The organism is Streptomyces sp. NPDC002306, assembly GCF_053593435.1.
The window spans coordinates 1-24,287 of the sequence record NZ_JBSFCK010000011.1 but is presented as its reverse complement, the minus strand read 5'-3'; the positions used below and the strand labels follow the sequence as shown (position 1 = coordinate 24,287).

At 73.2% G+C, this 24,287-nt stretch carries 24 protein-coding genes, 1 pseudogene and 1 riboswitch; of the genes and pseudogenes, 9 read left to right on the top strand and 16 right to left on the bottom strand.

Translation table 11 applies throughout. The annotated features are described in order from the left end of the window. Position 1 precedes the first annotated feature (1 nt). The 3 genes from ACWCQK_RS22325 to ACWCQK_RS22315 all read right to left on the bottom strand — a co-directional run bounded on the left by ACWCQK_RS22325 (position 2) and on the right by ACWCQK_RS22315 (position 1,757). Entirely contained in the window at positions 2 to 163 is a 162-nt protein-coding gene (locus ACWCQK_RS22325; protein ID WP_451157419.1) for a hypothetical protein, read from the bottom strand. 71 nt (positions 164 to 234) lie between these two features. Further along, positions 235 to 867 carry a peptidoglycan-binding domain-containing protein gene (locus tag ACWCQK_RS22320; protein WP_451157417.1) on the bottom strand — a complete coding sequence of 211 codons (633 nt, stop codon included), beginning with the start codon at positions 865 to 867 and terminating at the stop codon, positions 235 to 237. 62 nt (positions 868 to 929) lie between these two features. Continuing rightward, positions 930 to 1,757 (bottom strand): hypothetical protein, encoded by an 828-nt coding sequence (locus tag ACWCQK_RS22315; RefSeq protein WP_451157415.1) that lies wholly within the window; start codon positions 1,755 to 1,757, stop codon positions 930 to 932. 247 nt (positions 1,758 to 2,004) lie between these two features. On the opposite strand from ACWCQK_RS22315, the gene ACWCQK_RS22310 reads away from it, so the two are divergent. From ACWCQK_RS22310 to ACWCQK_RS22300, 3 genes are all read left to right on the top strand, one after another. After that, positions 2,005 to 2,703, top strand: coding sequence for a TetR family transcriptional regulator (locus ACWCQK_RS22310; RefSeq protein WP_451157812.1), 699 nt, complete (start codon positions 2,005 to 2,007; stop codon positions 2,701 to 2,703). Between the two features lie 151 nt (positions 2,704 to 2,854). Continuing rightward, complete coding sequence (locus ACWCQK_RS22305) at positions 2,855 to 3,268, top strand: Zn-ribbon domain-containing OB-fold protein (protein ID WP_451157810.1); 414 nt, start codon at positions 2,855 to 2,857, stop codon at positions 3,266 to 3,268. Between the two features lie 217 nt (positions 3,269 to 3,485). After that, positions 3,486 to 6,284, top strand: a complete 2,799-nt coding sequence (locus ACWCQK_RS22300) for an alpha/beta hydrolase family protein (RefSeq protein WP_451157413.1) — start codon at positions 3,486 to 3,488, stop codon at positions 6,282 to 6,284. A gap of 51 nt (positions 6,285 to 6,335) precedes the next feature. On the opposite strand, the gene ACWCQK_RS22295 is transcribed toward ACWCQK_RS22300, so the two are convergent. From ACWCQK_RS22295 to ACWCQK_RS22285, 3 genes are all read right to left on the bottom strand, one after another. Beyond that, positions 6,336 to 6,725: a PPOX class F420-dependent oxidoreductase gene (locus ACWCQK_RS22295; protein ID WP_451157411.1), complete on the bottom strand. Its 390-nt coding sequence runs from the start codon at positions 6,723 to 6,725 to the stop codon at positions 6,336 to 6,338. 40 nt (positions 6,726 to 6,765) lie between these two features. After that, positions 6,766 to 7,518 (bottom strand): type 1 glutamine amidotransferase domain-containing protein, encoded by a 753-nt coding sequence (locus ACWCQK_RS22290; protein WP_451157409.1) that lies wholly within the window; start codon positions 7,516 to 7,518, stop codon positions 6,766 to 6,768. Between the two features lie 161 nt (positions 7,519 to 7,679). Beyond that, positions 7,680 to 8,858: a MalY/PatB family protein gene (locus tag ACWCQK_RS22285; RefSeq protein WP_451157407.1), complete on the bottom strand. Its 1,179-nt coding sequence runs from the start codon at positions 8,856 to 8,858 to the stop codon at positions 7,680 to 7,682. Between the two features lie 210 nt (positions 8,859 to 9,068). Between ACWCQK_RS22285 and ACWCQK_RS22280 the strand changes: the two genes are divergently transcribed. Next, a complete protein-coding gene (locus ACWCQK_RS22280) occupies positions 9,069 to 10,454 on the top strand; it encodes a S1 family peptidase (RefSeq protein ID WP_451157405.1) in 1,386 nt (461 codons plus the stop codon). A gap of 151 nt (positions 10,455 to 10,605) precedes the next feature. Here the strand turns inward: ACWCQK_RS22280 and ACWCQK_RS22275 are convergent, their stop codons facing one another. Then, on the bottom strand, positions 10,606 to 10,767 hold the full coding sequence (locus ACWCQK_RS22275; protein ID WP_451157843.1) for a hypothetical protein: 162 nt from the start codon (positions 10,765 to 10,767) through the stop codon (positions 10,606 to 10,608). A 112-nt stretch (positions 10,768 to 10,879) separates the two neighbouring features. Beyond that, on the bottom strand, positions 10,880 to 12,046 hold the full coding sequence (locus tag ACWCQK_RS22270) for an ROK family protein (protein ID WP_451157403.1): 1,167 nt from the start codon (positions 12,044 to 12,046) through the stop codon (positions 10,880 to 10,882). Positions 12,047 to 12,205: 159 nt separating this feature from the next. On the opposite strand from ACWCQK_RS22270, the gene ACWCQK_RS22265 reads away from it, so the two are divergent. Then, entirely contained in the window at positions 12,206 to 13,408 is a 1,203-nt protein-coding gene (locus ACWCQK_RS22265) for a Gfo/Idh/MocA family protein (protein ID WP_451157401.1), read from the top strand. Between the two features lie 24 nt (positions 13,409 to 13,432). Here ACWCQK_RS22265 and ACWCQK_RS22260 read toward each other — a convergent pair whose 3' ends face one another. After that, positions 13,433 to 14,128, bottom strand: coding sequence for a L,D-transpeptidase family protein (locus ACWCQK_RS22260; protein ID WP_451157399.1), 696 nt, complete (start codon positions 14,126 to 14,128; stop codon positions 13,433 to 13,435). 163 nt (positions 14,129 to 14,291) lie between these two features. On the opposite strand from ACWCQK_RS22260, the gene ACWCQK_RS22255 reads away from it, so the two are divergent. Continuing rightward, positions 14,292 to 15,698, top strand: coding sequence for a pyridoxal phosphate-dependent decarboxylase family protein (locus ACWCQK_RS22255; protein WP_451157397.1), 1,407 nt, complete (start codon positions 14,292 to 14,294; stop codon positions 15,696 to 15,698). Positions 15,699 to 15,759: 61 nt separating this feature from the next. Here the strand turns inward: ACWCQK_RS22255 and ACWCQK_RS22250 are convergent, their stop codons facing one another. From ACWCQK_RS22250 to ACWCQK_RS22235, 4 genes and pseudogenes are all read right to left on the bottom strand, one after another. Next, positions 15,760 to 16,572: an SDR family NAD(P)-dependent oxidoreductase gene (locus tag ACWCQK_RS22250; RefSeq protein WP_451157395.1), complete on the bottom strand. Its 813-nt coding sequence runs from the start codon at positions 16,570 to 16,572 to the stop codon at positions 15,760 to 15,762. Positions 16,573 to 16,582: 10 nt separating this feature from the next. Beyond that, a pseudogene (locus ACWCQK_RS22245) lies at positions 16,583 to 16,770 on the bottom strand (hypothetical protein); the annotation flags it as partial. A gap of 210 nt (positions 16,771 to 16,980) precedes the next feature. Further along, positions 16,981 to 17,610 (bottom strand): MBL fold metallo-hydrolase, encoded by a 630-nt coding sequence (locus ACWCQK_RS22240; RefSeq protein WP_451157393.1) that lies wholly within the window; start codon positions 17,608 to 17,610, stop codon positions 16,981 to 16,983. After that, positions 17,610 to 18,698, bottom strand: a complete 1,089-nt coding sequence (locus tag ACWCQK_RS22235) for an S-(hydroxymethyl)mycothiol dehydrogenase (RefSeq protein WP_451157391.1) — start codon at positions 18,696 to 18,698, stop codon at positions 17,610 to 17,612. Before ACWCQK_RS22235 ends, ACWCQK_RS22240 begins: the two co-directional genes overlap by 1 nt. Before the next feature lie 198 nt (positions 18,699 to 18,896). Here ACWCQK_RS22235 and ACWCQK_RS22230 point away from each other — a divergent pair, with 198 nt between their 5' ends. Continuing rightward, positions 18,897 to 20,654 carry an ABC transporter ATP-binding protein gene (locus ACWCQK_RS22230; protein ID WP_451157389.1) on the top strand — a complete coding sequence of 586 codons (1,758 nt, stop codon included), beginning with the start codon at positions 18,897 to 18,899 and terminating at the stop codon, positions 20,652 to 20,654. Between the two features lie 73 nt (positions 20,655 to 20,727). On the opposite strand, the gene ACWCQK_RS22225 is transcribed toward ACWCQK_RS22230, so the two are convergent. Next, positions 20,728 to 21,021, bottom strand: a complete 294-nt coding sequence (locus tag ACWCQK_RS22225; RefSeq protein WP_451157387.1) for a hypothetical protein — start codon at positions 21,019 to 21,021, stop codon at positions 20,728 to 20,730. Between the two features lie 194 nt (positions 21,022 to 21,215). Between ACWCQK_RS22225 and ACWCQK_RS22220 the strand changes: the two genes are divergently transcribed. Then, a complete protein-coding gene (locus ACWCQK_RS22220) occupies positions 21,216 to 21,449 on the top strand; it encodes a hypothetical protein (RefSeq protein WP_451157385.1) in 234 nt (77 codons plus the stop codon). 134 nt (positions 21,450 to 21,583) lie between these two features. Further along, positions 21,584 to 21,669, top strand: a riboswitch (ZMP/ZTP riboswitch). Between the two features lie 22 nt (positions 21,670 to 21,691). Further along, positions 21,692 to 22,540 carry a bifunctional 5,10-methylenetetrahydrofolate dehydrogenase/5,10-methenyltetrahydrofolate cyclohydrolase gene (locus ACWCQK_RS22215; RefSeq protein ID WP_451157383.1) on the top strand — a complete coding sequence of 283 codons (849 nt, stop codon included), beginning with the start codon at positions 21,692 to 21,694 and terminating at the stop codon, positions 22,538 to 22,540. Here ACWCQK_RS22215 and ACWCQK_RS22210 read toward each other — a convergent pair whose 3' ends face one another. Beyond that, positions 22,541 to 23,512 (bottom strand): CU044_5270 family protein, encoded by a 972-nt coding sequence (locus tag ACWCQK_RS22210; protein ID WP_451157381.1) that lies wholly within the window; start codon positions 23,510 to 23,512, stop codon positions 22,541 to 22,543. Then, the gene (locus ACWCQK_RS22205; protein ID WP_451157379.1) at positions 23,505 to 24,053 is read right to left on the bottom strand and encodes an RNA polymerase sigma factor; all 549 of its coding nucleotides are present in this window, start codon (positions 24,051 to 24,053) and stop codon (positions 23,505 to 23,507) included. Before ACWCQK_RS22205 ends, ACWCQK_RS22210 begins: the two co-directional genes overlap by 8 nt. Positions 24,054 to 24,287 lie beyond the last annotated feature (234 nt).

Below are 24,287 nucleotides of genomic sequence, written 5' to 3'. Positions count from 1 at the left end.
GTCAGTCGTCGTCGCGGTGCCGCCAGTACCAGACGACGCCCACGAGGAGGACCAGCAGGAACACGGCGGGCAGCAGCACGCCCGGAATGCGGGAGCCGTTCATCGTGAGGGCTTTCGGTTCGAGGCGGGCCGTCCGCCCCGTCGCGCCGGCCCCCGGGCTCATCGTGCGGCCGTCATGACCCCGTGGTCACCGTTCTTTTCCCAGACCTTGCCCGGTGTTCGATTGTTCCGCCGTCAGCCGCCGTTCGTGCGTGCCTCCAGGTCACGGCGGGTGTCGTCGCCGTAGACGCCGGACTCGTCGCCGCGGATGCCGTACCAGAGCTGGAAGCGGGCCACCGCGGCCGTCAGGTCGGTGCCGTAGCGGCCGTCGGTGGCGCCGTGGTCGTAGACGTTCGGGATGCGCAGCAGGCGCGACTGGAGGTCGGCCACCTCGGGACCGCTGTCGCCCTCGCGCAGGGTGCCGGCGCCGTCGGGGTCGGTGGACGGCGAGGCGATCGGGGCGGCGGGAGCGGAGGCGGAGGCGGACGGGTTCGGCGCGGCGGCCGCCGTGTCGGCGTTCATCCGGAGCAGCAGCAGGGCGCAGCCGAAGCCGATGACGGCCGCCGCCGTCACACCGACGGCGATGGCGGCGCGGCGCAGCCCCGGGCCGTCGCCGCGCGAGCGCGGCTCGCGGACGGGCGGCAGCTCCTGCGTCTCCTCCTCGGGCGAGGGCGGCGCGTCGCTCAGGGGTACGGACTCGTAGCGCGGGTCCTCGGTCATCTCCCGGAACAGTTCCGCGAGGGCGTCGGTGCGGCGAGGGCGCAACACCCGGATGGGTTCGAGGACCGGGCGCTCGAACGGCTCCCCCGGTTCGGGTGGTGTCGGCACGCTGCTCTCCTTCGGGACCTCGGATCCCCCGGGGAGTGATACGCGCGGGCCGCCGCCCGGGTTCAGCCGGCGAGGAAGCGGTGCAGGGACCGGGTCAGCGCGGCCACGAAGGCGTCCCGCCGGGTCTCGTCGAGGGCGTCGAGGGACAGATAGGGGTTGAGGTCCTCCAGCTCGACCAGCAACAGCCGGCCGTCGGGCGCGCGGCAGGCGTCGACCCGCTGGATGCCGTGGTCGAGGGTGTTCCACGTGACGAAGCCGCGGGCGAACTCCAGGTCCTCGTGGGTGGGTTCGTACGGCCGGAGCTCCCAGCGCCGCTCGGGGTCCGGGGCGTACAGGGCGTACTGGAAGTCGTGGTCGACGAAGTAGAAGGAGACCTCGTAGGCGAAGTCGACGCGGGGCTGGACCAGGACCGTGCCGTCGGCGAGGCCCGCCAGGAGGTCGGCGGAGACCGTGCGCAGACCTATGGAGTCGGCTCCGAGCTTGGGCTTCACGATGTACCGGTCGGCCTCGGGCAGCAGGCCGAGGTCGGCGGGAGAGCCGACGGTGGGGATGACGGGCAGGCCCGCGGCGCTCAGGTCGAGCAGGTACTGCTTGCCGGCCATGTCCGCCCTGCCGGTGAGCGGGTTGTACACGCGCGTCCCGCTGCTGAGCGCGAGCGCGCGGAAGGCGTCGTACTGCTCCTGGTACGCCAGCACGGGTCCGCTGTTGCGCACGACGACGGCGTCGAAGGCGTCCATCAGGGCGGCGGCGTCCCGCGGGTGGCACAGGGCGAGGTCGAAGTCGGCGCGCAGCCGGGAGGTGAGGAAGACGTCCTCGTCGCCGTAGCGGCGCCCGCGGGCCGGGTACGCCAGATCGGTGACGTAGAGGACGCGGGGGCGGGCGGCGGACATGCGGGGTCTCCTCAAAGGCGGACGGCGGCCACGCAGCCGTGCGAGCGGGCACGGTGTGGCGTGGCGTGCTGTGGCGTGGCGTGCTGTGGCGTGGTGCAGGAAGGTTACGCCGGTCCACGGAAAGGCTTCACCGGGGGCACTCGGTTCCCTCACGAATGGTACTGAGTGCCATCACCGCGCGCCGGATGCTACGTTCCCCTCCATGAGCTCCGGTGGCAAGGCAGAGGAGGCGGCCGCGAAGCCGCCCATGCGGGACGCCCTGGTCGCGGCGGCCTTCCAGCTGTTCCTGGAGCGGGGTTACGAGCAGACGACGGTCGACGACATCGTGGCGCTGGCCGGGGTCGGACGGCGGTCCTTCTTCCGCTACTTCCCCTCCAAGGAGGACGTGGTCTTCCCCGACCACGAGCGCTGCCTCGCCGATATGACGACCTTCCTCGCGGCGAGCGGCGACGCGCACGAACCGGTACGGCGGGTCTGTGACGCCGCCCGGCTCGTCCTGCGGATGTACGCGGAGAACCCGGCGTTCTCGGTGCAGCGTTACCGCCTCACCAAGCAGGTGCCGGGACTGCGGACGTACGAACTGTCGGTGGTGTGGCGCTACGAGCGCGCACTGGCCGCGTATCTGCGCGGGCGCTTCGACGGCCGCCGCGACGGCACGCTCCGGGCCGACGTGATCGCGGCCGCGGTGGTGGCGGCGCACAACAACGCGCTGCGTTCCTGGCTGCGTTCCGACGGGCAGGACGACGCCGGCGCCGCGGTGGACCACGCGCTCGGCCATGTGCAGTCGACCTTCGGCACCCCGGGCCCGGCCGTCAAGGCCCCGGAGCCGTCCGCGACTTCCGAGGGCGCGGAGGACGCCGAGGATGTCGTCGTGGTCGTCGCCCGACGGGGGGCGCCGCTGTGGCGGGTGGTGCAGGAGATCGAGACGACGCTGGGCCGCGACTGACCCGCGCGGATTGGCGGTACGGAGTACCTTTACGGGTGGCACTGAGTGCCATACTCTGTCGCTGTGCACGGTGGCACGGCGATCCGGGCACGTGCGTGCCCGGATGATCCGCGCACGCGGGATTCCGGCCGAGCGCAGGGAGTTGACCAGCGTGTACCACCCCTCAGGAAGCGCAGTTCAGCAGGGAGCCGGCCTCGCGACGGTCGTACTCGAACCGGCGGCCGCCGACGCGGAGGCGGTGCTCTTCCAGCGCTGCACCTGGTGCGCCACCGCCATGTACCACCGGCTGCTGTGCCCGGCCTGCCAGGGCGGCGACCTGCGCACCGAACGCAGCGCGGGCTTGGGCACCGTCCGGCACGCCACGGTGGTGCACCGCAACACACCCGCCGCGCGCAACGTGTCGCTGATCGAGATGGCCGAGGGGTTCGTCGTGCGCGGCCGGGTCATGGGCCCTCTGATCGGCATCCACAGCGGCGACCGCGTACGGCTGTCCACGGCCAAGGACCCGGTCCGGGGAGAGCCGGTCTTCCAGCTGATCGACGAACCCTTCCGAGCCTGGAACTGACCCTTACAGGGCAAGTTTTGACGTGCCGTCATCACTGTTGTCACGATGACGAATCGTCAAATGTTCTTGAATCGGCCTGCGATGGCCGGTTCCGTCCCCTCACCACAGTGGGTAGCCCATCACAGGCAACCCGCAGATCCCTTCTTCCCTCCTTCGGTACGCGAGAGGCCCCCGGTACGGACGGGGTGTCCGCGCGTGACGTTGAAGGAGGGGAACATTGCTCCGTGCCCGGCGAACAGGTGTCGCCGCCGTGGCAGTGCTCGCGGCACTGGCAGGGTCACCAGGACTGGCGCAGGCTCGGCAGACGGACGAGGTGAGACCGCCCGCCGCCGTGGCCGACGACGCGCTGCCGGCAGGCTGGCGGATCACCGGGGAGGGTGACGCGCGGACCCTGGTCTGGCGTGCGCCCGTGCCCGTGCCCATGGGGGACGCGCGCGTCGAGTTCCACGCCGCGGGCCGGCTGCTGGGCCTGCCCGCGCCCGGCCGCGACGGCAGGACGTTCCGGCTGGACCTCGCCGACGCCCGCACCACCGACCTGACGGGCCTCCAGGTACAGGCCGGCGGCCGCCGACTGGACGCCCGCACCGCTGCCGCCGGATCCGCCGGCAGCGGCGGCGGCAGCAAGGGAAACGGCAGCGGACCGTCCTCAGTCGGGGCGCTGCCCCCCGCCCCGCTCCCGGCGGCGAGCGTCGACCCCGGCAGGCCGGGCGCGTACCGCACGGTCACCGGCGAGTACGGCCTCGGCTCCGTACGCCTGCCCGGTTTCGCCGCCCCGGTCGAGATGCGTGCCGTGGTGGTGTCGCCCCAGGGCGCCCCGGGCAAGCGCCCGCTGGCGCTGTTCCTGCACGGCCGCCACGCCACCTGCTACCGGGCGGCCGAAGCGACCGGCGACTGGCCCTGCCCGGCCGGTACACGGCCGATCCCGAGCTACCGCGGCTATCTGCGCGACCAGCGCCTCCTGGCCTCCCAGGGCTATGTGACGGTGTCGATCTCCGCGAACGGCGTCAACGGCCAGGACTTCGCCGCCGAGGACGGCGGCGCGCAGGCCCGTTCGTCGCTGGTCCGGCAGCACCTGGCCCGCTGGGCCGACTGGGCCGCCCACCCGGCCACGGCTCCGGCCGTCGTACGCCACGGGCCGACGGCCGATCTGTCCCGGGTGCTGCTCGTCGGCCACTCGCGCGGCGGCGAGGGCGTCAACCGTGCCGCGCTGGACAGCCTCTACCCGCCGCCCGCCGAACAGGACGGCTACCGAGGTCCGGTCCGCTGGCACATCCACGGCACCGTCCTCGTCGGACCGACGATCTTCGGCCAGAACCCGGTCGCCGACGTGCCCTCGACGACGATCCTGCCGGGCTGCGACGGGGACGTCTCCGACCTCCAGGGCGAGGTCTACGTCGACGGCACCCGTGGCGTCAGCCGGGGCGCCGCGCTGCACAGTGCCGTCTACGTGGTCGGCGCCAACCACAACTTCTTCAACAGCGAGTGGACTCCGGGGCAGGCCGCCGCGCCCGCCGACGACGACTTCTGGGACGATCCCGAGCAGCGGGACGCGGTCTGCTCGACGGGCGCCCGGACCCGGCTCACCGCCGACCAGCAGCACCGCGCCGGTGCCACCTATGTCGCCGCCGCGGCGCGGCTGTTCGTCGCCGGGGACGACCGCGCGCGCGAGCTGCTCGACGGCTCGGGACGGCGGGCCCCCTCGGCGGACCCCGCGCGTGTCCTCACCCACGCGGTGGGCGCGCGCCGGGGTGCCGGGTTCCTGCCGGACGGTCCGGTGACCGTGTCCGGCGGCACGCTGTGCTCGGCGGTGGACCCCGACGCGGCCACGGCCTGCCTCGGCTCGGCCGTCGGCGGCTCCTCACCGCACTTCGCCCGGTGGGAGACCGACCGCGAGCGGGGCCGTCGCGCCGTGGCCCTGCGCTGGTCGGCGCCCGGCGGCGCGGTGCGGGTGCGCCCGGCCGCGCCCGTGTCCCTCGGCGGCGCCACCTCGCTGACCCTGCGCGTGATCGTGCCGCCGAACACCGGCGGCACCCGGCTGGACGTGGCCGTCACCGACGCGGCCGGCCGCCGGGCGACGCTCGGCGGGGTCCGCGTCGACGCCCTGCCGGGCAGCGAACGGACCGCCTCCTACTGGGCCCGTGAGATACGCGTCCCGCTCACGGCCGCCACCCGTGCCGGTCTCGACCTGCGCCACGTCAAGTCCCTGGACCTCACCCCGCGTTCGCGGGCGGGCCGGGCCTGGCTGATGGACGCCTGGGGCTGGCGCCCCGGCACCCCGGCCGTGCGCGCCGCGGCCCTGCCGCGCGTCGACCTCGGCACCACGACGGTCGAGGAGGGCGACTCGGGGGTGCGCACGTACCGCGTGCCGGTCCGGGTGTCCGGCCAAGGCAGCGGTCAGGTGCGGGTGTACGTCGTCGACCCGGACACCGGGCAGACGAAGGACCGGCTGGTGACGGTACGGCCCGGCGGACACACGATCGACGTGCCGGTGACGGTGAAGGGCAACACCCGCTTCTCCTACGACGTGTCGCACGACGTGCTCGTGAAAGCGGTCCGGGGCGCCGTCGTCGGCGCGCACCACGGCGGGATCAGGGTGAGCAACGACGATCCGATGCCGACGATCTCGGTCACGCCGGTCGCGGACCGGGTGACCGAGGGGCAGCCGCTGAGGTGGCGGGTGACCCTGTCGGAAGCCGCCGACGCGGAGCTGTACGCGGCCTTCGCGGTGCGGCCGGTGGCGGACGGCGCCGAACTGTCCACGAAGGACGTCGATCCGGCCTGGCTGATGGACGTCTCCGGCGAGTCGCCCGACCCGGAGCGCCCGCTGTCCAAGGTGGACTACCTCACCCTCGCGGGGACCGTCCCGGCGGGGCGGACCGGTGTGGACCTCACGGTGTCCACGGTCGGGGACCAGGTGGCCGAGCCCGCCGAATCGGTGCGGTTCGGGTGGCTGGACGACTCCGGTGAGCCGGGCGACGGTCCGGCGCTGACGGGAACGGTGCTGGACGCTCCGTAGAACGAGGATCCGTGGAGGGCCGGCCGTGTGACACGGCCGGCCCTCTCGCGGCTACGGCGTGAGGGTGATCCGGATGCCGACCGTGCCGTCCACCCCGCGCCGCAGCCGGCTGCCGAGCAGGGTGAGGCGGCCGAGGATGCCGTACTTGCGGGCGATGAGCGTGCGGTAGCGGGCACTTGTCCCGGCGTCGCAGATCTCGGCGGTGGCCGGGACCGGGTCGCCGGTCGGGTTGCCGCGCACGTCGCACGGGCCGACGAGGACGTCTCCGCGGGCGCGGATCCGCTTCACCTTCCAGGAGTCCGCGGCCGTCCAGGCGCCCAGGGCGTCCTCGCCGTCCCGCACGACCCACACCGGGCTGGGGACACCGGTGCCGTTCTTACGGTAACTGGTGATCAGCAGATACTTGCCCGCGCCGAGCCGGGCCACCGACGTGTCGTCCATGCCCGGCAGTGTAGGCACAGACCGGCGCCGGGTCGCTCCCTCAGCCGGCCCGCTGGAGGAGGGCGAGAAAGCGCCGGGCGAAGAGGTAGGCGTCGCCCGGCCAGCGCGCCGACGTGTAGCAGCCGTCCTCGACGACGAAGGCGTGGGAGTCGTCGGCGGAGGTGCCGCGCCGGGTCAGGACACGGGGGCCGCGGACGAACTGCGCCGCCGGGTCGGCGAGGGCGGAGCGCACCTCGTCCTCCACGTAGGCCGGGTAGGTGCGGTAGTAGCGGCCGAGGCGCCAGGCGGTGCTGAGATAGGCGGAGCGTTCCAGGTACTTGGGCAGGCAGGTGGTGCGCCGGCCGGCCAGGAGGCTGCGGCCGGTGGCCGGGTCCTGGGACCGGGCCAGGACCAGTACGCCGTGGCAGATCGCCCCGACCGGCCGCTCCAGTGCCCAGAACCGGGCCACCTGCCCGCGCAGTGCGGGCGAGCCGAGGTACTGCCGCATACCGGGCGCGTGGCCGCCCGGCAGGAGCAGTCCGTCGAAGTCCGTCACGTCGAGGTCCGCCCAGCCGGCCGTGGCCGTGAACTCCGGTGCGGCGGTGAGCTGCCGGTAGAACAGCCGGGGCTCGTCCGCCGCGCCGAGCCGGCCGAACAGGACACCGGTGAGCAGGCGCGGGTCCGCCTCGGGGCGGGTGCCGGGCTGTTCGGTGGCGAAGACGACCTCGTGCCCCGCGTCGGTGAGCAGCCGCCAGGGCACGGCCACCTCGGTGACGTCGAAGTCCCGGTCCGGGAGCGGGATCAGCACACGCATGCCGCCATCATGACAGCGCCCACACGTGTCCATGACAGCGACCGATACCCCTCGGTACGACGACCGATGCCCTTCGGCACGACGGCCGACGCCCCTCTGCACGAGGGCGGCCGGCCTTCGGCACGACGACGGGTGGCCTTCGGCACGCCGGCGTGCGCTCTTCAGGCCACCGCCCGCACCATCCTGCGCACCGCCTCCGTGAGCACCTCGGGTGACGTGGCCAGATTGAGGCGTACGTGACCGGTGCCGCCCGTGCCGAAGCGGATCCCGGAGTTGAGCGCGACCCGGCCGCGGTCGAGGAAGACGTCCGCCGGGTCGTCCGGCAGGTCCAGCGCCCGGCAGTCGAGCCAGGCGAGATAGGTGGCCTCCCCCGGCCGGTACCGGATCGCGGGCAGGTGCTCGGCCAGCAGCTCGGCGAGCAGGCGGCGGTTGTCGTCGAGACCGGCCGACAGGGCGTCCAGCCAGGCTCCACCGTCGCGCAGGGCGGCGGTGTGGGCGAGGACGCCGACATGACTCGGACCGTGGCTGACCTCCTCGGGCAGCCGGGCCAGGTCGGCGGCGGCCGCGGGGCCCGCCACGGCCAGCGCGGCCTTGAGCCCGGCGAGGTTCCAGCCCTTGGTCGCCGACATCAGGGACAGCCCCCGTTCCCCGCCCGGCACGCTCAGGTACGGCACGAAGTCGACGCCCCCGGCGGTCAGCGGGGCGTGGACCTCGTCGACGACCACCCGCACACCGTGCCGCTCGGCGAGGTCGGCGACGGCGGTGAGCTCGTCGGCGGTGTGCACGGTGCCGGTCGGATTGTGCGGGCTGCACAGCAGGTAGGCGGCGGGCCGTCCGCCGGCCACGGCCCGCCGGAAGGCCTGCTCCAGGATGTCGAGGTCGAGGCGCAGGTCCGGGCCGAGCGGCGCCTCGCAGAGCCGGCGGTCCATGTGCCCGACGAACTGGAAGAACGGCGGATACACGGGCGGGTTGAGGACGACGGCGTCCCCGGGCCCGGTCACCAGTCTCAGCATCTCGACGGCGCCGAGCATCACGTCCGGCACCAGCGCGGTGCGTCGCACGGCGATCCCGTCCCAGCCCCAGCGCCGGGTGGCGAAGGCGGCGAGCTCCTCGGCGTAGGCGGTGCCCGCGGGATAGCCGGTGTCCCCCAGCGCCATCGCGTCGGTGACCGCGCGCACGATCGGCTCGGCGAGTGTCACGTCCATCTCCGCCACCCACAGCGGCAGCACGTCGGCGGGGTAGGTGCGCCATTTCATGCTCGTACGACGGCGGAGGCGGTCGAGGGTGAGTGCGCGCAGCGGATTCGGTTCACCGGGCGTGACGTGCGGGATGCTTGTCATGGAGCACAAGATAGGGCGCCGTGCGGGGCGACGGGCGGAGCCGGACGCGGCTCGTCCCGGGCGTGGCGGACGCCGTGCTTCCGCTGCGGTCGAAGCGCCCGCCGTCCGGCTGAACACGGTCCGTCCCGCGTACGTATGGAAGTCAGGGCGCTCAACGACCGGAGGGCCCCGCGGTGTTGCCACCGCGCGATCGGGGTTCGGGAGCCAGGCATGAGGCACGCACGACGACGGGTCGTCCGGCGAGTGACACAGTTGGCGGCCGTCGGCGGACTCCTCCTGGGAGGGGTGATGGTGACGCAGGCCGTTGCGAGCGAGACGCCCGGCACGTCGGCCGTCCCGCGCAGCTCCGCCCAGTCCGTCGCGGACACCGGCGCCGGACTCGTGTCGCGCCTGGGTGCCTCCCGTACGGCGGGAAGCTGGATCGGCGCCGGTGGCAAGCCGGTCGTCGCGGTCACCGACGAGGGCGCGGCGGCCGAGGTCCGCGCGGCGGGCGCCGAGGCCCGGATGGTCGGGCACAGTATGAACGAGCTCAAGTCGGCCACGACGACGCTGCGTTCGGCGCCTCGGGTGGCCGGCACGGCGTGGTCCGTGGACTACCGCACCAACCGGGTCGTGGTGCTGGCCGACCACACCGTCTCGGCCGCCGACTGGTCGGCGCTGACCCGGGTCGCGGACGGCATCGGCAGTTTCGTCCGGATGGAACGGACCTCCGGCGAGTTCACCACGCGCCTCAACGGCGCCCAGCCGATCCTGTCGACCGGCGGGCGCTGCTCGGCGGGCTTCAACGTGACCAACGGGCAGAGCGACTTCATTCTCACCGCCGGTCACTGCGGGCCGGCCGGTGCGCTGTGGTTCGCGGACAACCAGGGCACCCAGCAGATCGGCAGGACGGTCAACAGCTCGTTCCCCGGAGGGGACTTCTCGCTGGTGCAGTACGCGAACGGCAAGGCCGGCGCCGGCGCCGACGTCGTGGCCGTCGGCAACGGCAACGGGGTGCGGATCACCGGCGCCAGTGATCCGGCCGTGGGACAAAGGGTGTTCCGCAGCGGCAGCACCAGCGGGCTGCGCGACGGGCAGGTGCTCTCGCTCAACGCCACGGTCAACTACCCGGAGGGGACGGTGACCGGTCTGATCGAGACGAACGTGTGCGCCGAACCCGGTGACAGCGGCGGACCGATGTTCTCCGAGGGGATCGCTCTCGGGGTGACCTCGGGCGGCAGCGGGGACTGCACGACGGGCGGTACGACGTTCTTCCAGCCGGTGACGAAGGCGCTGTCGACGCTGGGGGTGCAGCTGATCGTGGCGGCGCAGGGCGCCGGCGGTCAGGGCGCCTCGGCCGCACCCACGTCGGCACCCTCCACCGCCCCTACGCACAGCGCGATCGCGCCGGGCGCCGCCTCGCCGGGGTCGTCGGCGGCGGTGTCGGGCGGCACGGGCGCCTCGACGCTGCTGGCGCGGCTCACGGACCCGAAGAACCTGGGCCCCGGCCTGCTGGTGATGGCGGGGAGCCTGATCGCGCTGGTCGCGACCCGCTACATCCGTGCGGAGCAGGACCGCAAGGCTTTTCAGCGTCACTACTCGGCGACATGGGGCTGACCCCCGGCCGCGGCCGAGGGTCGAGGGAGGAAGAAGAGAGAAGGAAAGGCGGCAAGGAGAAGGAGAAAAAGAGGGAGAGGGAGAGCGTACGGAGGCAGGGAGAGCGGACGACGGAGGCGGTGCGAGAAGGCACCCCTTCGGTCAGGGGTGCTCAGGCCGCCTGCGGGGCGGTGGCCCACTCCAGGACGAGCCGCCGGTATTCCTCGCGCTGCTCGCCGCTCAGTGTCCCGCCCGCCCGGAACCACAGGGCCCGGATCTCCTCGTTGACCTCCGCCGCCGATCGCTCGGACACGGGTTCAACACTGGTGGACATGGTGTGAAGCATACGTCTCCCACCGTGAAGGCCATGTGAGTAATCGTGAAGGATTCCGACATATAGGACAGTGGCACTGATCACGTCCATCTGCCGGACTCCGGCCGCCAGTTCATCGGTCGGCCGCCCCCAGCACCAGCACCTGGATGGCGAGCACGGCCGCTCCGCGCGCCCAGTCATGGAAGTCGGACACCCTGGTCTCCAGGTCGACCGCGGCGGCCAGCGGATGCCGGTGGGCACGGATCGTCTCGCGCACCACGTCCCCCGCGACCTCCATCAGACCGACACCCTCCCCGGCGAGCAGAATCTTCTGCGGCATCGCGAAGTTGGCGATCTGCGCGATCAGCGTGCCCAGGGCGCGTGCCGCCTCGTCGACGACGCGGGCGGGCATCCGGTCACCGGCGGCGGCGAGGGCGAGGATCTCCTCGTAGGTCCGCTCCCGGCCGGTGGCGGCCTGGACCTGGTAGCGGATGCTGGGGATGGCCAGCAGTGAGACGGCGCTGCCGCGCTCCCCGTCCGGGGTGAGCGGGCCGTCGGAGCTGAGGATCCAGTGCCGGCCGAACCCGCGGTCCTCCTCGGCGTACGGCACCCGCCTGCCGCCGAGGACCAGTCCGTAGCCGATGCCCGCGCCGATGGTGAGGACGACGAAGCGGTCCAGTCCGCGCCCCGCGCCGAACCAGGTCTCGGCCTCGACGAGGGCGGCGACGTCGTTCTCGACGACGACCGGCAGCCCGCTGCGCCGCTCGACCAGGTCCGCGAGGGGAACGTCACGCCAGCCCAGATAGGGCGACTCCGCCACGACGGAACGATGCCGGACGAAGCCGCCGACGCCGATGCCGATCCCGGCCGGCCGGGGGTGGTCGCGAGCCAGCTCCCCGGCCATCGCGGCCACCAGCTCCGCGACCGCGTCCGGGTCGTGCGTGGTCAGCGGGCGGTCCAGGCGGGCGACGATGTCGCTGCGGAGCGTCGTGACGACGCCGTAGACCATGTCGTCGGTGATCTTGAAACCGGCGAAGGTACGGGACTCGGCGACGACGGCCAGAGGTTGGGACGGGCGCCCCTGGCGCACCTGCGCGTCGGCCGGACTTCCGCCCTCGGGGACCTCGACCAGCAGACCGGACTCGATGAGCGGCTTGGTCAGCCGGGTGAGGCTGCCCGCGGACAGGTCCAGCCGCCGCGCGAGGTCGCTGCGCGAGAGCGGCCCGTGGACGAGCACCTCGATCGCCACCGACCGTTCACCGGGGCTCAGCGGCAGCCAACTGCCGGCAGCTGCGGTCATCCGGGCCAGACCCCCCTGTTTTCTTCCGTCTCAAAATCAACATGGCCACTCTACGCACGGAATGACCGCATCGAAAGTTGTCGGGCCGCCCTCTTGACGGCAGGATTGTTCCGCAACAAAAGTAAGTGCGATCTTCTCCCACCGAAGGGCACGCACCTCATGACGTTCTCGCTCGGCATCGTCGGCGCCGGCCAGTTCTCCGGCCAGTTCGCCACGCTGTTCCAGGCCCACCCCGGCGTCGACGACGTCTATGTCACCGACCTGCTGCCCGACCGGGCCGAGCAGCTCGCCGCCGCCCAGGGGCTGGCGGGCACCTTCCCCTCGTACGAGGCCATGCTGGAGTCGCCGGCCGTCGACGCGGTCGCGATCTTCACCCAGCGCTGGACGCACGGCCCGCTCGTGCTCCAGGGCCTGGCGGCCGGCAAGCACGTGTACTCCGCCGTCCCGATGGCGATCACCGTCGAGGAGATCGCGGCGATCATCGAGGCGGTCAGGACGACCGGACTGACGTACATGATGGGCGAGACCAGCCAGTACAACCCGGCGACCGTGCACGCCCGCAACCAGATCGCCGAAGGCGCCTTCGGGCGCCTCTTCTACGCCGAGGGCGACTACGTCCACGACATGGACCTGGGCTTCTACGACGCGTACCGGTACAGCGGAGGCGAGAACTGGAAGGAGACCGCCAGCTATCCGCCGCTGCTCTACCCGACGCACTCGGTGGGCGGGGTGCTCGGTGCCTGGCAGACGCACGCGGTGAGCGTGTCCGCCATCGGCGTGGTCGACGAGCGCGGGGACGGCGTCTTCGACAAGGACGTCAGCCAGTTCGGCAACGACTTCTCCAACGCCAGCGCGCTGTTCGAGGTGGCGGGCGGCGGGTCGTTCCGTACCAACGAGTTCCGGCGGGTCGGCTACCCCTCGCACATCAGGGAGTCGCGGTTCCGGTTCTTCGGTACGGAGGCCAGCATGGAGCAGCTGGCCACGGTGGCGCTGTGGCAGGACAAGAAGGGGGTGCAGGACATCAGCGAGCTGCTGGAGCCCAAGCCCACGCTCTCCCCCGACGATCCCTCGCTCCAGCACATCGCGCCGGAGCTGCGGGCCGCCTTCACCTCCGGTTCGGCGCCGGTGCACGACCGGGCCCGGCTGCCGCGGGCCTTCGACGAGCTGCACAACGGTCACGAGGGCAGCCACCACTTCCTGGTGGACGACTTCGTCACCGCGGTCGGCAGCGGCACCCTGCCGTCCGTGAACGCGTGGGTGGCGGCCCGCTACACCCTGCCGGGCATCGTCGCGCACGACTCCGCGCGGCAGGGCGGGGCACGGCTGGAGATCCCGGACTTCGGGGACGCGCCCGAGGCATGACCCGCCGGAGCGGGCCGGGTGCCGTCAGGTGCCCGGCTTGCGGCCGTACACGAAGACGTCGTCGCCGTTCTTCAGCAGCGACCAGTACTTCTTGGCGTCGGTCTTCGTCATGTTGACGCAGCCGTGCGAGCCCGGCGGGTTCCACACGCTGAGCGCGACCGAGTGGAAGGCCTGGCCGCCGTCGAAGAACTGGCTGTAGGGCATGGCCACGTTGTAGATGTTCGAGACGTGGTCGATGTGACGCCAGTAGATCTTCTTCAGGCCGGGGCGCGTCTCGTAGCCGTTGCGTCCGGTGCGGACCGGCACGGGTCCGTAGACGAGGCGGCTGCCGTCCTGGATCCAGCTGAGCTGGAGCGTGAGGTTGACGCAGGCGATACGGCCCTTGTTCGTCGGGCACCTGCCGTCCTTGTTGGGCTTCTTGCCCACGGCCTTCTGCTTGTTCATGAGGTCCATCACGCCCCAGGTGACGGACCCGGCGTAGCCGATGTTCGGCGTGATGCCGTGCTTGGTCTGGAAGGCCCGGATCGCCTTGCAGTCGGCGGACGACTGCCGGCCGTCCACCGGGCGGCCGAGGAACTTCTCCACCTTCTTCTGGTACGGGCCGGTCTGCGTCGTACAGCTCGCGGCCTGCGCCGGTGCGGCGCTCAGTGCGAGTGTGAGCGGGGCCACCAGCGTGGTGATCCCCAGTGCGACGGCGCCCCGTCTGCGTATGTCCCCCATGGCGTGTTCCTCTCCTGCGTCCTTCGATCTCTGCCCACTAGACGGGCGTCCGAGGACAAAAGTTGCCCTGCCGCCCACGCCGCGACGAAACGGTTACACGACGCGGAGCGGACCGGCGCGCGGACACCGGGACGCCCGCGGACCAACGCCTAGGCTTCGCCGCATGCACTCCGCGCTCGCCGACGATCTGTCCCGGTTCCCCGAACTCCTCCAGCGCGCCCGTGACCTGGCCGTGCGTGAGATCAGCGACCTCGACGGGCGGCCGGTGGCCGCGCTCGGCGAGGCACCCGGCCCGGTGCCCCTCCCGGCCGACGGCGCGGGCGCCGAGGGCGCCCTGACGGCGTTCGCGCGGCGCTGGGCGCCGGGCTTCTCCGGCTCGGCCGGTCCGCGCTACCTGGGATTCGTGACGGGCGGCGCGACACCGGCCGCGGTCGCCGGTGACTGGCTGACGTCCGCGCTCGACCAGAACGTGTCGGGGTCGAAGGGGTCCTGGGCCTCGGCGCTGGAACACGAGACGGTGGGCTGGCTGCGGGAGTTGTTCGGGCTGGGCGCGGAGCACCACGGGGCCTTCGTGTCCGGGGCGACCATGTCCAACACCGTGGGTCTGGCCGTGGGCCGCGCCTGGATGGGCGAGCGGCTGGGCGTGGACGTCTCACGGGCGGGCGCGGCCGCGCTCGGCCCGGTGGACGTGCTCTCGGGCAGTGCGCACTCCAGTGTCGGCAAGGCGCTGTCGGTGCTCGGGATCGGCCGCGACCGGCTGCGGGCGGTGCCCGTCGCGGCCGGGAACCGTGAAGCCGTCGACGTGGACGCGCTGGACGCGGCGCTCACGGAGCTGGGCGGCCGGCCCGCGATCGTGGTGGCCAACGCGGGCACCGTGAACACCGTCGACTTCGACGACCTGCGGGCGATCGCGGCGCTGCGGCGGCGGCACGACTTCTGGCTGCACGTGGACGCCGCGTTCGGCGGCTTCGCCGCGCTCTCCCCCGACCACGCGCACCTGGTCGACGGGCTCGACGAGGCGGACTCGGTCTGCGTCGACCTGCACAAGTGGCTGAACGTCCCCTATGACGCGGCCGTCCAGTTCACCCGCCGCCGTGACCTCCAGGTCGCCGTCTTCCACCACGCCTCCCCGTATCTCGGCCTGCCCACCGGCGAACCCGACTTCCTCCACCTCACCCCCGAGACCTCACGGCGGCTGCGCGCGCTGCCCGCCTGGGTCTCGCTGACGGCGTACGGCCGTGCCGGACACCGCGAGATCGTCGAGCGGAACGTGGCGCTCGCGCGGCTCCTCGGCGAGGGAGTCGAGCGGGCACCGGCGCTGCGGCTGCTCGCGCCGGTCCGGCTGAACGTCGTCTGCTTCACGCTCGCCGACGACCCCACCGCCGAGCGGGTCGACGCGCTGGCGGCGGCCGTGGCCGCCTCCGGGGAGACGTTCCTGACGCCGACGGTGTACGGCGGGGTGCCCGCGCTGCGCGCCGCGTTCAGCAACTGGCGCACCACCGAGGAGGACACCCGGCGGGTGCTGGCCGCGCTCACCGCGGTGCGGCTCCCGACGGCCCACGCCGGGTGAGGCCGGGCGGCCCCGCCAGGTCCGCCGCCGTCAGGTCCTGCCGCGGTGAAGTCCGCGGCCGTCAGGTCCTGCCGCGGTGCCGGGTCGCCACGTGGAAGCCGGTGTTGACCGCGGTGACCCCGCCGTCGACGGTCAGCGCGGTCCCGGTGATCCAGGCCGCGTCGCGCGAGGCCAGGAAGGCGACGGCGGCGGCGATGTCCTCGGGTTCGCCGACCCGCCCCAGCGGGTACAGCTCGGTGATCGCCTCCAGGTCAGCGTCCCGCCCCTCCCACGCCGTGGTGCGTACGGTGCCGGGTATGACCAGGTTGACGCGCACCCCGCGGGCGGCCGCGTGCCCGGCGAGGGTGCGGGTCAGGGAGCCGAGCCCGGCCTTGGCGGCGCTGTAGGCGTGGTTGCCGAAGTCCTGGAGGCCGTTGACCGAGCCGATGCCGACGATGGCACCGCGCCCGGAAGCGGCGAGATGCGGAAGGGCGGCCCGGCAGCAGCGGTAGGCACCGGTCAGGGTGAGGTCGAGGTCACGGGCCCACACCTCGTCCGGTTCGTCCTCGAAGAGGGGTGCGTCCGGGGTGCAGCCGTAGGCGTTGTTGACCAGCACGTCGAGCGCGCCGAAGGCGTCGACGGCGCGGGCGACCGCCGCCTCCACGGAGGCCCGGTCCGCCACGTCGCAGCCGAACGCCTCCGCGCCGAGCCCCTGTTCGCGCAGCGCCGCCGCGGTCCGCTCGGCCTCCGGCAGGTCGATGTCGGTCACCAGCACCCGCGCCCCCTCCCGGGCGAACCGGCCCGCGGTGGCGGCGCCGATGCCCCGGGCGGCGGCGGTGACGAGGACGGCGTATCCCTGGAAGCGTGGCTCCTGAAGCTCCTGAATCGATGTCATGGGCCTATCGCTACCCAGTGACGTCCGCCGGCCTCCCCGGATCCTGGACCTCGACGAGGTGGCGCCAGGCGTCGAGGCGGCCGCCGTCGTGGTCGGTGCAGCCGTGAGCATGAGCGCGGAGGGCGGCCGGCCGGGGGTGAGCGCGACGGCGGTGGCGCCGCGCGGCCCGAGTTCGTGGCCGGGGACGAAGGACCGCCGGGTCGAGATGGTCGGTGGGTACGGCGATGCCGTGGCCACCGGCTGCGGTGACCAGGGCGACCTTGTCTTCCAGCGGTGTGGAGATGTCCGGCCTCCCGTCCTCCCGCGACCGATGTCGGGGTCGGGGTCGGGAATGGCGGGTGAGCCGGACATCTCCTGTCGTCCATTCCCGGCGATGGCTCGGCGGGACGCACCGTGCGGGTCCCGGGCTCAGTGCCCTCGGGCGATCCACTCCTGGAGGTGCGGGGCCTCGGCGCCGATGGTCGTCGGGTCGCCGTGGCCGGTGAGGACCTTCGTCTCCGGCGGGAGGGAGAGCAGCCGGTCCCGGATCGAGTCGATGATCGTCGGGAAGTGGGAGTAGGAGCGGCCGGTCGCGCCGGGGCCGCCCTGGAAGAGGGTGTCGCCGGTGAACACCGTGGCCAGCCCCGGGTCGTACAGGCAGACCGCGCCGGGCGCGTGGCCGGGCGTGTGCAGCACCGTCAGATCGGCGCCCGCGGCCTCGATGACCAGACCGTCGGCCAGATGGGCGTCGGGGTCGCGGTCCGGGTGGGTGAGCTTCCACAGCGCCAGGTCGTCGGGGTGCAGCCAGATCGTGGCACCGGTGAGATCCGCGAGGGCGGGCGCGGCGTCGATGTGGTCGTTGTGGGCGTGGGTGCAGATGATGGCGGTGAGCCGGCGGTCGCCGACGGCCTCGGCGATGGCCTCGGCGTCGTGGGCGGCGTCGATGACGACGACCTCGCGGTCGTCACCGACGATCCACACGTTGTTGTCGACGTCCCAGGTGCCGCCGTCGAGGGTGAACTGCCCTGAAGTGACGAGGCGTTCGACGCGGGGAGCCATCAGAGCACCACCACCGAACGCAGGACGTCGCCCTGGTGCATGCGCTCGAACGCCTTCTCCACCTCGTCGAGCTGGATGGTCTCGGTCACGAACCCCTCCAGGTTCAGGCGGCCCTGGAGGTGCAGGTCGATCAGCATGGGGAAGTCCCGGGAGGGCAGGCAGTCGCCGTACCAGGAGGACTTCAACGCGCCGCCCCGGCCGAACACGTCGAGCAGCGGCAGGTCCAGCTTCATCTCCGGGGTGGGTACGCCGACCAGGACGACCGTGCCGGCCAGGTCGCGGGCGTAGAAGGCCTGCCGGTACGTCTCCGGGCGGCCCACCGCCTCGATGACGACGTCGGCGCCGAAGCCGCCGGTCAGCTCGCGGATCGCCTCGACCGGGTCGGTGTCGCGGGAGTTGACGGTGTGCGTGGCGCCCATCGTGCGGGCGGTCTCCAGCTTGCGGTCGTCGATGTCGACGGCGATGATCTTCGCCGCGCCGGCCAGGTTCGCCCCGGCGACGGCCGCGTCGCCGACCCCGCCGCAGCCGATGACGGCGACGGTGTCGCCCCGGCCGACGTTACCGGTGTTGATCGCCGCGCCGAGACCGGCCATCACGCCGCAGCCCAGCAGCCCGGCCACCGCCGGGGAGACGGCCGGGTCGACCTTGGTGCACTGGCCGGCCGCGACCAGCGTCTTCTCGGCGAACGCGCCGATGCCCAGGGCCGGGGAGAGCTCCTGGCCGGTCGAGGCGAGGGTCATCTTCTGCCCGGCGTTGTGCGTGTCGAAGCAGTACCAGGGCCGGCCGCGCAGACATGCCCGGCAACGACCGCACACCGCACGCCAGTTGAGGATCACGAAGTCGCCGGGCGCGACATCGGTGACCCCGTCGCCGACCGACTCCACCACGCCGGCGGCCTCATGACCCAGCAGGAAGGGGAAGTCGTCGTTGATACCGCCCTGCTTGTAGTGCAGGTCGGTATGGCAGACACCGCAGGCCTGGACACGTACGACGGCCTCTCCGGGGCCCGGGTCCGGCACGACGATCGTCTCGATCCGGACCGGCTCGTCCTTGCCCGGTGCGATCACGCCGCGTACTTCCTGCGCCATGGTGCTCAACCCTTTCGTCGACGGGGTTCCGTCCCGCTCCGACCCTACGCGTGACTGATCGGTAAGGGCACGGTCCGGTGCCCCTGTCGCGCCGCTTTCGGCCCGGCTCCCCGGCGCTCGCGACGGTCCGTGGGCGGGCGGCCCCCCGGGAAGGCGCCGACGTAGCCTGAGGGCTCCGTCCGACCGGTGAGGAGCACCGTGACCATCGCTGAGACGCAGCCCGCCCCGCCCCCGTGGCGGCTGCTGCTGGGATACGTACGGCCGCATCGCTGGGCCCTGTCGGCCGGCGCCCTGCTGTCCCTGCTCACCGGCGGCACCGGGCTGCTGCTGCCGCTGGTGGCGCGCGGCCTGATCGACGACCTGTCGCACGACCGGACCATCACCGGGGCGCTGCTCGCGATGTCGGGCCTGGTCGTCGCGAACGCGGCGCTGGGCGCGCTGGGTTCGTACGTCCTGCGCCGCACCGCGGAGTCGGTGGTGCTGGGCGCCCGGCGCTCCCTGTCGTCGTATCTGCTGCGGCTGCGGATACCGGCCGTCGACCGCAGTGAGCCGGGTGACCTGATGGCCCGCGTCACCTCCGACACCACGCTGCTGCGCGAGGTCACCACCGACTCACTGGTCGGCCTCGGCACCGGCGGCCTCACGCTCGTGGCGACGGTCGTGCTGATGGGGCTGGTGGAGCCGGTGCTGCTCGCGGTCACGCTGGCCGTGATCCTCGGCGCGGGCGTGGTCCTGGGCCTGATCGTGCCGCGTATCAACCGGGCCAGCCGGCAGGCGCAGGACGCGGTCGGCGTGATGGGGGCGTCGCTGGAGCGGGTGCTGGGCGCGCTGCGCACGGTGAAGGCGTCGGGCGCCGAGCACCGGGAGGAGCGGACGCTGCACGACGCGGCCGAGGAGTCCTGGCGGCAGAGCGTGCGCGCCGCCAAGTGGGCCGCCGCCGCGGGCAACACGGCCGGACTCGCGATGCAGATCGCCTTCATCACGGTGCTCGCGGTGGGCGGCGCCCGGGTCGCGACGGGCGCCGTCGACATCGGCACGCTGGTCGCGTTCCTGCTCTACGTCTTCTACCTGATGTCCCCGATCCAGCAGGTCGTGGGCGCGGTCACCCAGTACCAGACGGGCGCGGCCGCCCTCACCCGGATCCAGGAGGCGCTGCTGCTGCCCGCCGAACCGCCCGCGCGTCCCGCCCCGTTGCCGTCCGCCGACGCGCCGCCCGCGTCCCTGGCCTTCGACGACGTCCGCTTCCGGTACGCCGACGACCTGCCCTACGTCCACCACGGGGTGACGTTCGCCGTTCCGGCCCGGGGCATGACGGCGTTCGTCGGCCCGTCCGGCGCGGGCAAGACCACCGTCTTCTCCCTCATCGAGCGGTTCTACGACCCCGAGTCCGGCGTGATCACCCTGGACGGCCGGGACCTCGCGGACTGGGAGCTGCCGGGGCTGCGGTCCGCGATCGGCTACGTGGAGCAGGACGCCCCGGTGCTGTCCGGATCGCTGCGCGACAACCTGCTGCTGGGCGCCCCGGAGGCGGACGACGCCGCCCTCGCGCACGTCGTGAAGACGACCCGCCTGGACGGTCTGGTCGCCCGGCTGCCCAAGGGGCTGGACACGCTGGTCGGGCACCGCGGCACCAGGCTGTCCGGCGGCGAGCGCCAGCGGGTGGCCATCGCGCGCGCCCTGCTGCGCCGGCCCCGGCTGCTGCTGCTCGACGAGGCGACCTCGCAGCTGGACGCGGTGAACGAGGCCGCGCTGCGCGACACGGTCGCGGACGTCGCCCGGACGACGACCGTCCTCGTCGTCGCGCACCGGCTGTCGACGGTGACGATGGCCGACCGGATCGTCGTCATGGACGCGGGCCGGGTCCGTGCCGTGGGTACCCACCGCGCCCTCGTGTCGGCCGATCCGCTCTACGCGGAGCTGGCGGCCACCCAGTTCCTGGCGACCGCCGACGGCTGAGCGCGCACACGAAGGGCCGCCCAGCCGGGGCGGCCCTGGACCGGTACCGGTGTCGTCCACCGGTGCCGGGGTGTCACTCGACGGCGGGCAGCAGTCCCGTGACGGGGGCCGCCAGGTCGGTGAGCTGGTGCAGCTGGTTGAGGTCGTTGAGCTTGCCGAGCCCGGACAGCTGTTCACGGACCGAGGGGACCTCGCGCCGGTACTCCGCGGGGATGTCGCTCGCGGCCAGCGAGTCCAGCACCGCGATCGGGCTCACCTTGCCCTCGGCCGGGGCGGTCGCCTCGGCGGCGTTCGCGAGCGGGGCGGCGAAGCCGGTGACCCCGGCGGCGAGGCAGGCGGCGGCGACGATGCGTCGAGTGGAGATCATGCCCGGAGCAACGGCACGGCGCGCCGCCGGACACGGCCCCGCCGCCCCCCTCACCCGTCAGGAGGACGCCCCCGCAGCGCTTGCCGAGCCCGCGGGGGCGGAGGACGCTCGGAGGTGAGGTGCTACGCGGCCCGCGCCCTCGCCGGGCCGCGGCCCTCGCAGGAGGTCATCATGGGCACCGCGGCAGGCTCCGCATGGGACGAGTAGCGAAGCGAGCGGCGAGGTTCCAGGTCTCCTCTCGGCTGACCTGGACCTTCTCGGCGCGGGCGACGCTGGGGACGGGCCGCGCCCGGCGTCCGGGCACCGTGTCCGCGACGGGAGTGCGCGCGTCCGCCGCCCTGCTGCGTTCGGTGCTGCGCGCGGCGAGCGGCCGGCCGCTCGCGCCGCCGCCGTCCGTGCCGCGCGTCCGGCACGGCCGACGCCGCTGAGCGCCGCCCGGCCGATCGGGCCGGGCGACCCGGACCGACCGGGCCGATGCCTTTCGGGACCACGCTTCGGGACCACGCTTCGGGACCACGTTTCGGGAGCGGCTCCCGGGGCCCGTACGGCCTCGGTTAGGCTGATGGCGGGTCGTGACTGGCGCTGAGGTGGAGCACCACCGGGGAGCGGCCCCGGAGAAGTCGAATGCCGTGCGCCTGGGCGATGAGGTCAACCTGCTCAGGAGTGGATCATGACTCAGGCCCGGCTCATGGACGGCACCGCGCCCGCCCGACGCATCGTCGAGAAGACCGCCGCGCGGGCGGCCGACCTCACCGAGCGCACCGGTTCGGCCCCCTGTCTGGCGACGGTGCTGGTCGGCGCGGATCCCGCGTCCGTCACGTACGTCCGCATGAAGCAGAACCGCTGCCGCAAGGCGGGCATCGACTCACGCCATGTGGAGCTGCCCGCGGCCACTACCACCGAGGAACTGGTCGCCACCCTGCGCAAGCTGTCCGCCGACCCCGCCGTGCACGGCATCCTGCTCCAGCACCCGGTCGGCGACCACATCGACGAGCGCGCCGCGTTCGAGGCGATCGCCCCGGAGAAGGACGTCGACGGCGTGACCTTCGCGTCGTTCGCCTCGATGAGCTTCGGCCTGCCGGGCTTCGTGTCCTGCACGCCCGGCGGGATCATGCGTCTGCTCGACGAGTACGGTGTCGACCCCGAGGGCAAGCGCGCCGTCGTCGTGGGCCGCAGCGCCATCCTGGGCAAGCCGGCCGGCATGCTGCTGCTCGCCCGGAACGCGACGGTGACGTACGCCCACTCCCGTACCCGGGACCTCTCCTCGGTGGTGCGCGAGGCGGACATCGTGATCGCCGCCGTGGGCCGGCCTCGGCTGGTCAAGGGCGCCGACCTCAAGCCCGGCGCCGTCGTCGTCGACGCGGGCTACAACGCCGGGAACGTCGGCGACGTCGACTTCGACTCGGCACGGGAGCGGGCCTCGCTCATCACCCCGGTGCCGGGCGGCGTCGGTCCGATGACCATCGCCACGCTCCTTGAGCAGACCGTGGACGCGGCCGCCCGACAGCTCGGGGTGTGATCACCGCAGCCAGGCGCTGTACTCCATGACGTCGCCGGCCCGCACGCCGTACTCGGGCTCGTCGGCGGTGAAGGTGGCCTCCAGTCCGAGGACCGCGCCACTGACCGGGTCCATGATCAGCATCCGGCGGGCGCCCGCGGCCTGGACCACGTACGCCTGGCCGGTCCGCCCGAGCCGGTCCGTGACCTGGCCGACGGGCCGCAGTCCCTCCGTGTCCGCCAGGAGCCGGGCGAGCGCCGCGGTCTCCCGGGCTCCGAGCGTCCAGGTGTCGAGCAACTGGCCCACGGCGTCGAGGAGTTCGGGAGTCGTCAGCGACTCGGCATGCGCGGACTCCAGCAGGTAGGCGCGCAGCTGTCGCGCGTCGTGCGGCGGGCGGGACTCCGGCGGGGCGTCGCTCCAGCTCGGCGGGAAGGTCCGCCTGCTGATCACCCGCCCGTCCTCGACCGGGCGCGGCTCGCCGTCCGCGTCGGAGACGACGGGCCGGCCCGGGTGGCGTGGATCGGTCGCCACCACGAGTTCGGTGTGACGGTCGTCCGCCGTCCAGCGCACGACGCGCTCCTCGGGGTAGGTGACCGGCGGCGCGTAGTCCGACATGCCGAGGCTCCACGACTGCACGTGCGTGCCCTTGACCAGGGCCGGCTCCCCGTCCTCGGCCGCCGCGGCGGCCTGCTCGGCCAGCCGGTCCAGGGGTACCGGCGTGGAGCCGTACCGGACGGTCAGCGGAAGGGGCGCGGCGATCGCGGGAGTGCTCGCCGGGCCGCCGAGCAGCAGAGCGGTCGCGGTCGCGGCGACGACGGCGGTCGCGGCGAGGCCCCAGGCCCAGCGGGTACGCCGGGCGCGGCCGGGGCCGGTCGTGTGCAGCAGCCGGGCGAGCCGCGTTTCGGCGCCGTGGTCCAGCGGTCCGTCCCCGAAGCGGGGGCCGTCGGCCGGTACCGGGTCGGCGGTACGCAGCAGGTCGAGTTCGTCAGCCATGGCCGTGTTCCTTCGAGGAGTTCGCGTCGGCGGCGGTCGCGGGGCACATGCGGTCGATCTCGGCTCTCAGCCGCTGCCGGGCCCGGTGCAGCCGCATCGACGCGGCCCGGGTGCCGCAGCCGAGGACGACGGCGACCTCCTCGACACCGAGCTCCTCCCAGGCCGTCAGGCGCAGCACCTCCTGGTCGGCGGGCGAGAGCCGGGCCAGCGCCTCGCGCACCCAGCCGCCGGGGGCCTCGGTGTCGGGCCCGGCCGTGACGTGCCGTCGGTGGGCCGTCTCGTCGTTGCCCAGCCGGTCGAGAAGCCGGCGGCGGCGTCCGTGGCCGCGCACCGTGTTGGCCAGACAGTTGCGTGCCACGCCGTACAGCCAGGGCAGCGGGGACGGCGGCAGGTCGGCCCGGCGGCGCCAGGCGACCGTGAACACCTCCGCCACCACCTCCTCGACCTCGTGCGTCCGCTCGGCCAGTCGCCGCGCCACATAGCGGCTGACCGCCCAGTAGTGCTCGCGATAGGCAGCGGCGAAGTTCTCGTCGTTGCTCATGTCCCGTTCGTGTCCGGCACCCTCTCGATCGTCACACCCGTTCCGTGTGACGCTCCTCGCTCCGGTCGAGTGTGACGTGCGGGCCGGGCGCGGACACAGGCGGGGCATGAGGAACCTCAGATGGCTCACCACCACCGATCACAAGACGATCGGCACGCTGTATCTCGTCACGTCGTTCGCGTTCTTCTGTATCGGCGGTGTGCTGGCTCTGGTCATGCGGGCCGAGCTGGCCCG